The organism is Acidithiobacillus thiooxidans ATCC 19377 (assembly GCF_009662475.1).
GTDB lineage: Bacteria > Pseudomonadota > Gammaproteobacteria > Acidithiobacillales > Acidithiobacillaceae > Acidithiobacillus > Acidithiobacillus thiooxidans.
Genome location: NZ_CP045571.1, coordinates 2641665 through 2654194 on the forward strand (window position 1 = coordinate 2641665; position 12530 = coordinate 2654194).

Consider the following 12530-nt stretch of genomic DNA (forward strand, 5'->3'; position numbering starts at 1 on the left):
CCCGCTATAATGTCCAGCCCTGCTTTGCAGTTCAGCGACAGGGTGACGGAACGGACCAGGTGACCTAATGACGCAAAGCTTATACTCCTCCGACTTTGAAAGAGATTCCTGCGGCTTCGGGCTGATTGCCCAGATGGATAATCAGGCCAGCCATGCTATTGTCGCCACGGCCATTGCCTCACTGGCCCGCCTGACGCATCGCGGTGCAGTAGCCGCTGATGGTAAAAGTGGCGACGGCTGCGGCCTGCTGGTCCAGATGCCGCGCGCGTTCTTCCACAGCGTTGCTGCGGAAATGGGGATTAAGCTTCCTGAACATTTTGGTGTGGGTCAGTTTTTTCTGCCCCGGGACGCCACCCTTGCCCAGACCATCCGTGATGCATTAGATGCAGAAGCCCGGGATCTCGGCCTGAGCAGTGTTGCCTGGCGGCAGGTACCGACCGACAACTCGGCATGCGGAGAAGAAGCCCTGAGCAGCTTGCCCGCCGTCTGGCAGGTATTTGTCGGCCTGCCCGAAGATCAGGACGTGGATACGCATGAGCGGCTGTTGTATCGCCTGCGTCGCCGGGTAGAAAAGCGTTTCGTCGCAGACCCGCAATTTTTTGCCGTCACCTGTTCTTCTCAGGTAATCGGCTATAAGGGCCTGGTCCTTCCGGAAAATCTTCCAGTATTTTATCCCGACCTGCGCGACGCGCGCTTCAGCTCGGCACTGGTCACCTATCATCAGCGATTTTCCACCAACACCTGGCCGGAGTGGCGCCTTTGCCAACCTTTCCGCATTCTCGCCCATAATGGCGAACTGAATACGGTGCAGGGTAATCGACTCTGGGCTAAGGCCCGGGAAGCGCAATTGCACAGTGACCTGCTGCCCATGGCTGAGGTACTTCCGGCCGTAGGCGGTGGCAGTGATTCCTTCAGTCTCGACAACATGCTGGAGCTGCTGGTGCAGGGCGGCATGGATTTCTTCAAGGCCATCCGCCTGCTGGTGCCCCCGGCCTGGCACAATGTTCCGCATATGGAACCGGCTCTGCGGGCTTTTTATGAATATCACTCCATGCGCATGGAAGCCTGGGATGGCCCCGCCGGTCTGGTTCTGAACACCGGCCGCATCGCCGCCTGCGCTTTGGATCGCAATGGTTTGCGGCCCGCGCGTTATGTCATCACCAAAGACCGCATCATCAACATTGCTTCGGAAGTAGGCGTTTTCGACTACCAGCATCAGGACATTGCCGTGCAGGGGCGGGTCGGACCCGGCCAGTTGGTCGCGGTAGATATGGCGAGCGGACGCTTCCTCGACTCGGAAAGCATCGATACCGAAATCATGAACAGTCATCCTTATCGGGAATGGCTGGATGAATTTGCGGAGCATCTGCATCGCGATGACCATGATCTGACCCCGGCCCTGCCCGTTACCGACCTGCTGCTCAGCGAAAAGGCCTTTGGCGTCAGTTTTGAGGAAGAAGATCAGGTCATCCGCATTCTCGCCGAAGGCGCTCAGGAAGCGGTGGGCTCCATGGGCGACGACACCCCCATGGCGGTACTTTCCCGGCAGAAACGCCACATTGCCGATTATTTCCGCCAGCAGTTTGCGCAGGTCACCAATCCTCCCATTGATCCCCTGCGTGAAGCCCTGGTAATGTCCCTGAATACGGTGATTGGCAGCGAAAGCAATCTGTTCGCAGAGCGTCCCGAATATGCCCGCCGCATCGAAATTCATTCACCGATTCTTTCCGATAGTACTTTTGTCGCTTTGACCAGTCGTGAAGAACCGGCCTTTCGCAGCCAGACTTTCAGCCTCTGCTATTCTGCCACAGACAGCAACCTGGGTGGGGCCATTGAAGCGCTCTGTGAAGAAGTAATTACCGCCGTCCGCCATGGTGCCGTCATTCTGGTGCTGTCCGATCATGCTCTGGAGCGGGATCGCCTTTACATTCCGGCGCTCATGGCAGTAGGGGCTGTTCATCATGCACTCATTGATGCGGGCCTACGGACCCGAGCCAACATTGTCGTAGCCACGGCGCATGCCCGCGATCCCCATCAATTTGCCACCCTGATTGGCTATGGTGCGACCGCCGTCTACCCTTACCTCGCCTATGCCATTGTCCGCAGCCTCAGCGAACGGCACGCCTTCAGTCAGCCCCTGACCCTGGTCAAGGCCCTGGAAAATTATCGCAAGGGCATCGACAAGGGGCTCTACAAAATCCTCTCGAAAATGGGCATATCCACCCTCGCCTCCTATCGCAGTACCCAGCTTTTTGAAGCCCTGGGTCTGGATGAACTGGTGGTGGAGCGGTGCTTCAAGGGTACTGTCAGCCGGATTGCCGGGGCCAGTTTTGAACTGCTCGAAGCCGATATCCGCCAGCAGGTGCGCGATGCCTACATTCCCAGAAAAACCCTGCCCGTGGGTGGACTACTGAAATATGTGAATGGGGGTGAGTATCATGCCTACCATCCTGATGTCGTCCAAAGCCTGCAAACAGCCGTCAAATCCGGACGCTATGAGGATTACCAGGTGTTTGCAGGGTTGGTCAACGAACGTCCGGTCACCAACTTGCGGGATTTGCTGCAACTGAAAAGCACTGCGCAACCCATCCCCCTCAGCGAAGTGGAGGCCATTGAATCCATTACTCCGCGTTTTGATACAGCAGCCATGTCTCTGGGGGCACTGTCGCCGGAAGCCCACGAAGCCCTGGCGATCGCCATGAACAGCATTGGTGGGCGCTCCAACTCGGGTGAAGGCGGCGAAGATCCTGCCCGCTACCACAACAACAAGGTCAGCAAAATCAAGCAGATTGCTTCTGGGCGTTTTGGCGTGACGCCAGAGTATGCGGTCAATGCCGAAGAATTGCAGATCAAGGTTGCCCAGGGAGCCAAACCCGGTGAAGGGGGTCAACTGCCCGGTCACAAAGTCAGTGGCATCATTGCCCGGTTGCGTTATGCCAAGGAAGGCGTGGCCCTGATCAGCCCCCCGCCCCACCACGATATTTACTCCATTGAAGATCTGGCTCAACTCATTTTTGATCTGAAGCAGATCAATCCCCAGGCTTATGTGTCCGTCAAACTGGTTTCCGAAGCGGGTGTCGGCACCATTGCTGCGGGTGTGGCCAAGGCTTATGCCGATCGCATTACCATTGCCGGTTATGATGGTGGCACCGGCGCCAGCCCGCTGACCTCGGTCAAATATGCCGGATCCCCCTGGGAACTGGGACTTGCCGAAACCCAGGTCACCCTGCGTCGCAACCAGTTGCGGCATCGGGTACGCCTGCAGGCTGATGGTGGTTTCAAAACCGGTCTGGATGTCATCAAGGGGGCCTTACTGGGTGCAGAAAGCTTTGGCTTTGGCACTGCGCCGATGATTGCCCTGGGCTGCAAATACCTACGTATTTGCCATCTCAACAACTGCGCTACCGGCATTGCCACCCAGGATGAAACCCTGCGCAAGCATTTCACCGGTCTGCCGGAAATGGCCATCAATTATTTCCGCTTTGTGGCCGAAGAAGCCCGTCAGATCATGGCGCAGTTGGGCATCCGCCGCTTTGATGAACTGATTGGCGCCAGCCAGTTGCTGGAAATCGGTGGAGCCCAGACTGAAAAGCAGGAACGTCTGAATTTGTTGCCACTGCTCGCCAATGCAGAGCTGCGTAATGCTGATGTCAACTTCCACACCCAGGACCGCAATCCGCCCTTTGATCAGGGTGAACTGGCTGAACAGATGGTCAAGGATGCCCGTCCGGCACTGGAAGACAAAATTCCCACCCGTTTGCACTATCCGATCCGCAACGTCAATCGCTCCATTGGTGCCCGCCTGTCCGGAGAAATTGCGCGCCGTTACGGGAATAGCGGCCTGCCAGAAGACAGCATTCATGTGGAACTGACGGGCACGGCCGGTCAGTCTTTTGGTGCCTTCTGCGTGCAGGGTGTAACCCTGCAACTGCATGGGGATGCCAATGATTATGTGGGCAAGGCCATGAACGGCGGCACCATTGTCATTGCCCCCCCGGCAGGGACCAGTTATGCCAGCCAGGACTCGGCCATTGTCGGCAACACCTGCCTGTATGGCGCCACAGGTGGGCGCCTGTTTGCCGCAGGGCGCGCCGGAGAACGCTTTGCAGTGCGCAATTCCGGGGCCATTGCCGTCATTGAAGGCGCAGGGGATCATGCCTGCGAGTACATGACCGGAGGCCAGGTCATCATTCTCGGCTCCGTGGGTGTCAATTTTGGTGCGGGCATGACAGGTGGTCTCGCTTTTGTCCGCGATCAGGCCCGGCAGTTCGCCGATCAGGTCAATGGCGAACTGGTCAACTGTCACCGCATCGAGACCGAATCCATGCGCGGCTATGCGGCCCTGCTCCGCCGTCATGTCGAAACCCACGTTGCCCAAACCGGCAGCAGCTACGCCGCCAGCCTGCTGAAAGACTGGTCTCATTTCATTCGTGATGTCTGGCTCGTGGTGCCCAAGGCAGCGAAGCTGGATGTTCTGCTGGAAGAAGCCAGCTGATTCTCAGCGCTATCCCGAGGAAAAATTATGAGCCATTTTGCATTCATCGAAGACCCACGGCAGGACCCGAAAAAACTGGACGTAGAAGAACGCCGCGAAGCGTTCAAGGAAATCTACACCAGTTTTGATCTGGACAGTGCCAAGCTCCAGGCCGATCGCTGCCTGCATTGCGGTAACCCCTATTGTGAATGGAAGTGCCCGGTGCACAATTACATTCCCAACTGGCTGCAGCTGATTGTTGAAAACCGCATTGAAGAAGCGGCAGAACTTTCCCATCAGACCAATACCCTCCCGGAAATCTGCGGACGCATTTGCCCGCAAGACCGGCTTTGCGAAGGCGCCTGCACCCTCAATGACGGCTACGGAGCCGTCACTATCGGCAATCTCGAAAGATTCATCAGCGAGGAAGCCCTGGCACGCGGCTGGCGTCCCAGCACCGGTACCGTCAGCCCCAACGGTAAAAAGGTGGCCGTCGTCGGAGCCGGACCCGCAGGACTGGGCTGTGCGGATGTTCTCAATCGTGCCGGCACCCAAGTCACGGTTTTTGATCGTTATCCGGCCGTAGGTGGACTGCTGACTTTTGGTATTCCACCCTTCAAGCTGGAAAAGGAAGTCATTGCCCGCCGCGCGGATCTGCTGCAGGAAATGGGCATTGAGTTTCAACTGGGAACAGAAATAGGTAAAGACATTTCCCTGGCACAACTGCTCAAAGACTTTGATGCCGTCTTCCTCGGCATGGGCACCTATACCGCCAAGACCGGCAATCTCCCCGGTGAGCATCTGCCCGGCGTCATCAAGGCCTTGTCTTATCTGATTGCCAACACCCGTCATCTGATGCAGCTTCCGGACCCGACTCTGCCCTACATCAACCTTTCCGGCAAAAAAGTGGTCGTACTGGGTGGTGGCGATACGGCCATGGACTGTGTACGGACTGCCGTGCGTCAGGGCGCCAGCAGCGTCATTTGTGCTTATCGTCGCGATGAACAAAACATGCCCGGCTCCCGACGGGAAGTCGCCAATGCCCGCGAAGAAGGCGTGAAATTCCTCTTCAATCGCCAGCCTGTAGAAATTATCGGCACTGAACAAGAAGGTATAAAATCTGTCCGTATGGTGGAAACGCAGCTGGGCGAACCCGACGCCAAAGGTCGCCGTCATCCCGAACTCATCCCCGGTTCCGAGCAAATTCTGGATGCGGATGTGGTCATCATTGCTTTTGGCTTTGATCCCTCCCCCGCCTCCTGGTTTGGAGAACACGGCATTGAAATTGACGAGCGCGGACGGATTCGCACCAATGCCCAGTTTCAGACCAGTAATACCCGCATTTTTGCGGGCGGCGACATGCGGCGCGGTTCGGATCTGGTGGTCACTGCCGTGGATGAAGGCCGCAAAGCCGCCGAGGGTATTCTCGATCAGTTGGGAGTTTAAGGATTATGGCCAGCACCTTGCACAATGACCGCTTTCTGCGCGCCTGCCTGCAGCAGAACGTAGATCAGGTACCGGTCTGGCTGATGCGGCAGGCGGGTCGCTACCTCCCGGAATACCGTGCCACCCGCGCCCGGGCGGGTGACTTCCTGACTCTTTGCACCACGCCAGAACTGGCCTGCGAAGTCACCTTACAACCCATCGACCGCTTCCCCCTGGACGCCGCCATCCTTTTCTCGGACATTCTCACCATCCCCTACGTGATGGGTCTGGGCTTGAGTTTTCAGGAAGGAGAAGGCCCGGTTTTCGCAAAGCCCCTGCGCTCTGCGGCGGACATTGCCCGCCTCAGTCAACCTGATCCTGAAAATGAACTGCGTTTTGTGATGGATGCCGTACGCCTGATTCGTCGCGAGCTCGATGGGCGCGTACCCCTCATCGGTTTTGCCGGCAGCCCCTGGACCCTCGCCTGCTACATGATCGAAGGTCGTGGCAGCCGGGATTTCATCCATATCAAAAGCCTGCTTTACAGCGACCCCGCCACCTTGCACCATTTGCTGGCGCATCTTGCCATTTCAGTAACCGCCTATCTGAATGCCCAGATTGCTGCTGGTGCCCAGGCTGTCATGCTTTTTGATACCTGGGGCGGCAGCCTCAGCACTCCCGCCTATGCAGCGTTTTCTCTGGCCTATATGACCCGGATTATTGCTGGCCTGCGCCGCGAAGCAGACGGGAGAAGAGTTCCCGTCATTATCTTTACCAAAGGTGGCGGCAACTGGCTGGAGGCCATGGCCGACAGTGGTGCTGATGTCATCGGACTCGATTGGAGTACGGAACTGCATGTCGCCCGGCAGCGGCTGGGTCAAAAGGTCGCCCTGCAAGGAAACATGGACCCTATTGCCCTGTATGGCAGCAGCGAAGGCGTACGGCAGGAAGCTCTACGGGTTCTGGAAAGTCATGGTGCTGGAACAGGTCATATTTTCAATCTGGGACATGGAATCACGCCCCAAACACCCATAGAGAATGTTGCCACCCTCGTGGACACGGTCCATGGCTGGAACCCTGCAAGGCAGTCCATTTAAGTTTGAAAAGAGTTAAATCTCAGCCACCGTGGCTGCGTCGCCAGGCTGCCCAAGCATCGCGCAGCGGATGACGCCCGCGCCGTGGTTGCAGATAAGTTACAGAAGCACCCTGTTCCATGCGCTGCAAGGCCTCACTGATTGCCATACGGGTTTGCTGTGCGAGCTGCCGCCGCCCCAGTTCAGAAGGTAAGGCGGGTAGAAATTCCACCCGCAGGGTTAAGGGTGCTGCAGCGGCCAGCCGCCAGAGATGTCCGAACAAACTGTCGTCCCCAACAAAAGGACACAATCCATCGGGTTGCCCCGGTTGCAGCACGTCCTCATAACGCAGGGCCACCGGAACCGTTTCAGCTTTGGCGGCTGCGGCTGTTTCAAAAGGCGCGGCATAAAATTCGCCCACCGATTTACCATCACTGGTGGTTCCTTCCGGAAACAGCACCACGCTGGTTCCGGCCATAATAATGTCACTGGCCTGACGCATGATGCGCTGACTGGCACGGGCATCGCTGCGATCAATAAACAAAGTTCCCAGCCAGACCCCCATGATCCCGAAAAAGGGCCAGTCACGCATCTCCTTTTTCGCCACAAAACGGCCGGGAATCAAGGTCGCCAGAGCCAGAATATCCAGATAAGACACATGGTTGGCGGCAATCATCACGGGTTGTACCGGGATTTTACCATCTACACGCAGGCGAATTCCCAAAACCCGCAAGGCGCGACGGCTCCACCAGGCAAAAGCCCGATAACTGGACGCATCAGGTTGCGCTTTGCGGGCACAAGTCCACAGCGCCAGCGGATAAGCCAACAAGAGATAAAGCAACAGCATAGGGATCCGCCAAAAACGCCGCAGGGCATTGGGCCGCATACGCCGCAAACGCCGCCCCGGATAGTGAATGAGAACCGGAGCCGGCGTTTGTTTGCGCCTTCTCATTTTCTGGAGCCCACCGGTTCCAGAAAGCGCTGCTGATAACGGGGGGTGATGAGGCTGGATTCACACCATACAAAAAAATCTGCGCAGTGAAACTGGGGATCCCAGAACGGCTCTCCCCCCACCCGGACACCGGCCCGCAAATATCCTTTCAACAGAGAAGGCAAAGAAGCGGCTTCCACCTCTGCAAGCCGGTCAAAACCCGGAACCTCGCGCAGCGGGAAAACCCGTTGTTCCTGCGGAGTCAAATATTGCTGAAGTTGCTGATACAACGCCCCAAGGGCCGGGCCATCCGTACTGTGCACACTCGCGCAACCCATCAGGTAATCGATCTGCCACATGGACATGGCCTCAGCCAGCCCCGACCAAAGCAGGGTAATCACCCCGCCCTGACGGTAATCGGGATGTACGCAGGAACGACCCAGCTCCATGATCCGGCTGTTCAGGGCGAGCAAACGGGATAAATCAAACTCTGTCTCGGCATAATAGCGGCCCACTGAAGGGACTTTCTCGGGCAGGAAAAGGCGATAAGTCCCCACCACCTCCTGACGGTTTTCATCTTCTACAATCAGGTGCTCACAGAAAGGATCATATTCATCCTGGTCCAGACCCGGCCCACCACTGAGTTGGGCGCCATATTCGGCACTGAACACTTCATAACGTAAACGTTGCGCTGCCTCCACTTCGTCCTGATGACGGGCCAGATAAAGTCGCAAGGAACGATCTTTTTTCTTAGTCACGTGATCGGTACTGCCGTGAGATTGAGTGCTTAACATGCAGAGCTCTCCGTGCAAAAACGATAGCAAACCTTCCTTATTATGACTCACAAATATGACAATAGTGCGGCACTTTTATGAACCTTTTGTGACAAACAAGATCCAGTTCACCCAATAGGGCCATTTTATAGCATGATTCAGACATTACCAGCCCCAAGTGCAAAATAATCGACTCCCTGCAAAAATCCGCTGTCAAAGTCTTGCACCCCGCGCCCGCAATGGCTACTGTATGGCATTGTTCCAGCGTACCTTGCTGAGAGGTGAAGCTTTTACCATGTCTGCCGAACCCGAGGAAGCCGATGACAGCCCTTACTGCTGTTGTTCGGCCGCCACTTTTATGGAAATTCTGGAGCGCCAACGCGCTGAACCTTTACCTTTTATGGAACTGCTGATGGTCCACGCCGGTTGTGGCGGCGGTTGTGGAAGCTGTATTGACGATCTTGAGGCTTACCTACGTCAGCACGACGCTTACATCGAAGATTAAAGTTGTCCTGTGAATTTCAACCACCCTGGTGGTCCCGGGGTGGGCATCAGCAGACGATCTGGGCCCCCTTTTTCGCCCGATCCGGCAAGGTTCCCCTGCGCCGTGAAATCTGGACCACACCCGATCATGATCAAGTGGCGGTCGACTGGATAGACGCCCCTCCCCAAGCGCCCGTGGTCATTTTGTTTCATGGCCTGGGTAGCAGCTCACGGGGACATTATGCACTGGCACTGGCAAGTGCCCTGCGCCACAGAGGATGGGGCGGCTGTTTCATCAATTTTCGTGGCTGCGGTGGTATCGACAATCGCCTGCCCCGCAGTTATCACGCCGGCGACAGCAGCGAAATTGCCTGGATGCTGGAAAAAGTTGCAGAACTCCTGCCCGACAGAAATCGTTATGCAGTAGGTGTTTCGCTGGGCGGCAATGCTCTTCTGAAATATCTCGGTGAACAGGGAGCCAACGCTGAGCCGATCCTGAGTAAAGCCGCTGGCGTCTGTGCCCCCATTGATCTGGTAGCGACTGCTGAATTTTTGCAGAAAGGCAGAATTCGTTTTTACAATCGTTACTTTCTGAAAAACATGAAACAAAGTGTGCGCCGTTTTCAGCGACACTATCCAGAACTGGCAGATTGGCCACAGGTTTTTTCCGCCAAAAACCTGTATGATTTTGACGAGCATTTTACGGCCCCGGTACATGGTTTCGCAGGCGCCCAAAGTTTTTGGGAAGAAGGATCATCCGCTCCCCTGCTTCGTCATATTACCGTGCCTACCCTGCTGCTAAACAGCGCGGATGATCCGATTGTACCCATAGCCAGCGTTCGTAAGGCGATGTTGAGTGCGGCGATAACGCCCTGCGTAACCCCACATGGGGGGCATGTAGGCTTCATGTCCGGGCCTTTTCCCGGACGTCTGGACTGGTTACCGCACACATTGCTGGATTATTTTGACGGGAGGAACAACGCATGAGCGATCATCTGCAACCACGTCTGCGGGTTTTACTGGCAGAAGCCATTGCCATTGGCCCCGGCAAAGCCGAGTTGCTTCGCCATATCCGCGCAACCGGTTCCATTTCCGCTGCGGCCCGCTGTATGCACATGAGTTACCGACGCGCCTGGTTATTGGTAGACACCATGAATCACAGCTTTCTTACGCCTGTGGTCAGCACTGCCACCGGCGGCAGTCACGGCGGCGGTGCCCATCTGACGGAAATGGGTGAAGAAGTGCTGCGCCGCTATGAAACCATGGAAGAAAAAGCCAATGCCGCACTGGCCCCGGACATTGCCGAATTCCGCAAACTCATGCAACTCCAGCCCCGGGAGCAGCCAAAATCGTGAAAAATCTGCTTCGGGAAGTCCTTTGCAGCCGGGTTTATGATGTTGCCCGGGAAACCCCGCTGGAAGCCGCGCCCAAGTTGAGTGCACGCCTGCAGCGCGAGGTTCTGTTTAAGCGCGAAGACCTGCAACCGGTATTCAGCTTTAAGCTACGCGGCGCCTACAACAAAATCGCCCAACTTTCCGCCGCCGAAAAAGCCGCCGGAGTGATTACCGCCAGCGCGGGCAATCATGCCCAGGGCGTCGCCTACTCCGCCCAGAAACTGGGCATTCGTGCCATCATCGTCATGCCTGCCACCACGCCCGAAATCAAGGTCAATGCGGTGCGGGCGCGGGGCGCTGAAGTGATTCTGCACGGCGATAACTTTTCGGACGCCCAAACCTATTGTTTTCAACTGGTGCAGCAATCGGACATGGTATTTATCCCGCCCTTTGATGATCCCCTGGTCATCGCCGGGCAGGGAACCGTGGGGGCGGAAATATTACGGCAGCGGGGTGCCGGTCTCGAGGCGATTTTTGTGCCCGTCGGGGGTGGTGGACTGATCGCCGGAGTAGCCGCCTACCTCAAGTCCATTGTCCCGGAAATTCGCATCATTGGCGTCGAACCCTTTGAAGCCGATGCCATGTATCAGTCCCTGCAGGCAGGGAAACGGATCACTCTGCCCCAGGTAGGTATTTTTGCCGACGGTGTGGCCGTCAAACAGGTCGGTGAACACACCTTTGCCCTCTGCCAGCAATATGTGGATGAGGTCGTCCGGGTCAGCAATGATGAAATCTGCGCCGCCATCAAGGATGTGTTTGATGAAACCCGTTCCATCATGGAACCCGCTGGCGCTCTTGCTCTCGCCGGACTGAAACGCAAGGCGGCTGAAGACCCTGGACAGGGTGGGGCTTGGGTCGCCCTGCTCTCCGGCGCCAACATGAATTTTGACCGGCTGGGCTTCATTGCCGAACGCGCCGAACTGGGCGAAGCCCGGGAAGCCCTGTTTGCTGTCACCATTCCGGAAATGCCCGGTGCCTTCCAGGACTTTTGTACGGCAATCGGCCAGCGCGTCGTCACCGAATTCAACTATCGGCTGCACCGACGGGATTGCGCCCATATTTTTGTCGGCGTCGCCATTCGTAATCGGGAAGATGCCGCTGCCCTCCTCCGGCAATTACGCGAAAGCGGACATCAGGCGCTGGACCTCAGCGATGACGAAATGGCCAAGCTGCATATCCGCCACATGGTCGGCGGGCATGCCAGCGAAGCGCAAAATGAGCGCATCTACCGCTTTGAGTTCCCGGAAAGGCCGGGGGCGCTCATGGAATTTCTGGAAAAGCTGGGCGGCCAGTGGAATATCAGCCTGTTTCATTACCGGAATAACGGGGTGGACCTGGGGCGCGTCCTGGCCGGTTTTGAAGTCCCTGATACGGATTTGCAGCGCTTTGAAGACATGCTGACCAGAATAAACTATCCCAATTATCCCGAAAGCAGCAATCCCGCCTATCGCTTTTTCCTGGACCAGGGTGACGGCCCGGCCTAATTCTCGCGAGGCGCGAACATCAAGCGCAGGGATTCACCAATACCCGCAGCCATACCGTGCCAGCGTTTGGCCAAATCCGCGTCCATGTGGTCCAGCATGGTCTCGTGAAACAAAGCCAGCCAGTCATCCACCAAAGGATTGGTGACCCCCACCGGGGCGTGCTTGTCCCCCAGCGCATAGCGGTAGTCCTTGTAGGGCAGTCCACCCGATACCGTCCACCAGTAATGCACCAGACGATCCTTGTGCAAGTCCCAGTCCTGAACAATGGAAAATGGCTCGGCCAGGGTCGGATGCACCTGAATACGATTGTAAAAGTCATCTACCACCGCGCGAATCACCGGCAGGGATATTTTGTCACAGAGCGGCTCAAGCCGCCGCTTGGGGGGATTGCTGGTTTCCATTGGATGTATCCGAAAAATCTTGACTGGAGGATTTTAGCAGAATTTCATACCGGAAGCAGAGGCATTCCAGTGCATCATCAGAAAGCGATATT

10 protein-coding genes are annotated in these 12530 nt (G+C 56.7%); 7 read left to right on the forward strand and 3 right to left on the reverse strand.

The features are described from left to right. The first annotated feature begins 67 nt into the window (after positions 1-67). The 3 genes from gltB to hemE are packed head-to-tail and all read left to right on the forward strand — an operon-like array spanning position 68 to position 6996. The gene (gene gltB / locus GCD22_RS13935; protein ID WP_153940845.1) at positions 68-4495 is read left to right on the forward strand and encodes a glutamate synthase large subunit; all 4428 of its coding nucleotides are present in this window, start codon (positions 68-70) and stop codon (positions 4493-4495) included. A gap of 27 nt (positions 4496-4522) precedes the next feature. Continuing rightward, positions 4523-5920 (forward strand): FAD-dependent oxidoreductase, encoded by a 1398-nt coding sequence (locus GCD22_RS13940; protein WP_031574502.1) that lies wholly within the window; start codon positions 4523-4525, stop codon positions 5918-5920. 5 nt (positions 5921-5925) lie between these two features. Then, positions 5926-6996, forward strand: a complete 1071-nt coding sequence (hemE, locus tag GCD22_RS13945) for a uroporphyrinogen decarboxylase (protein WP_081577457.1) — start codon at positions 5926-5928, stop codon at positions 6994-6996. A 19-nt stretch (positions 6997-7015) separates the two neighbouring features. On the opposite strand, the gene GCD22_RS13950 is transcribed toward hemE, so the two are convergent. Together GCD22_RS13950 and GCD22_RS13955 are read right to left on the reverse strand one after the other, a co-directional pair. After that, entirely contained in the window at positions 7016-7924 is a 909-nt protein-coding gene (locus tag GCD22_RS13950; RefSeq protein ID WP_031574500.1) for a lysophospholipid acyltransferase family protein, read from the reverse strand. Next, positions 7921-8697: a GNAT family N-acetyltransferase gene (locus GCD22_RS13955; RefSeq protein ID WP_031574497.1), complete on the reverse strand. Its 777-nt coding sequence runs from the start codon at positions 8695-8697 to the stop codon at positions 7921-7923. Before GCD22_RS13955 ends, GCD22_RS13950 begins: the two co-directional genes overlap by 4 nt. A gap of 274 nt (positions 8698-8971) precedes the next feature. Here GCD22_RS13955 and GCD22_RS13960 point away from each other — a divergent pair, with 274 nt between their 5' ends. The 4 genes from GCD22_RS13960 to ilvA are packed head-to-tail and all read left to right on the forward strand — an operon-like array spanning position 8972 to position 12037. Further along, the gene (locus tag GCD22_RS13960) at positions 8972-9181 is read left to right on the forward strand and encodes a (2Fe-2S)-binding protein (protein ID WP_031574494.1); all 210 of its coding nucleotides are present in this window, start codon (positions 8972-8974) and stop codon (positions 9179-9181) included. A 2-nt stretch (positions 9182-9183) separates the two neighbouring features. After that, a complete protein-coding gene (locus tag GCD22_RS13965) occupies positions 9184-10146 on the forward strand; it encodes a YheT family hydrolase (RefSeq protein WP_031574491.1) in 963 nt (320 codons plus the stop codon). Beyond that, positions 10143-10514 (forward strand): winged helix-turn-helix domain-containing protein, encoded by a 372-nt coding sequence (locus GCD22_RS13970; RefSeq protein ID WP_031574488.1) that lies wholly within the window; start codon positions 10143-10145, stop codon positions 10512-10514. Before GCD22_RS13965 ends, GCD22_RS13970 begins: the two co-directional genes overlap by 4 nt. Further along, entirely contained in the window at positions 10511-12037 is a 1527-nt protein-coding gene (gene ilvA, locus GCD22_RS13975; protein WP_031574486.1) for a threonine ammonia-lyase, biosynthetic, read from the forward strand. The genes GCD22_RS13970 and ilvA overlap by 4 nt, the downstream gene beginning before the upstream one ends. On the opposite strand, the gene GCD22_RS13980 is transcribed toward ilvA, so the two are convergent. Next, entirely contained in the window at positions 12034-12438 is a 405-nt protein-coding gene (locus GCD22_RS13980; RefSeq protein WP_031574484.1) for a truncated hemoglobin, read from the reverse strand. The two genes, ilvA and GCD22_RS13980, sit on opposite strands and share 4 nt — an antisense overlap. Between the last annotated feature and the right edge of the window lie 92 nt (positions 12439-12530).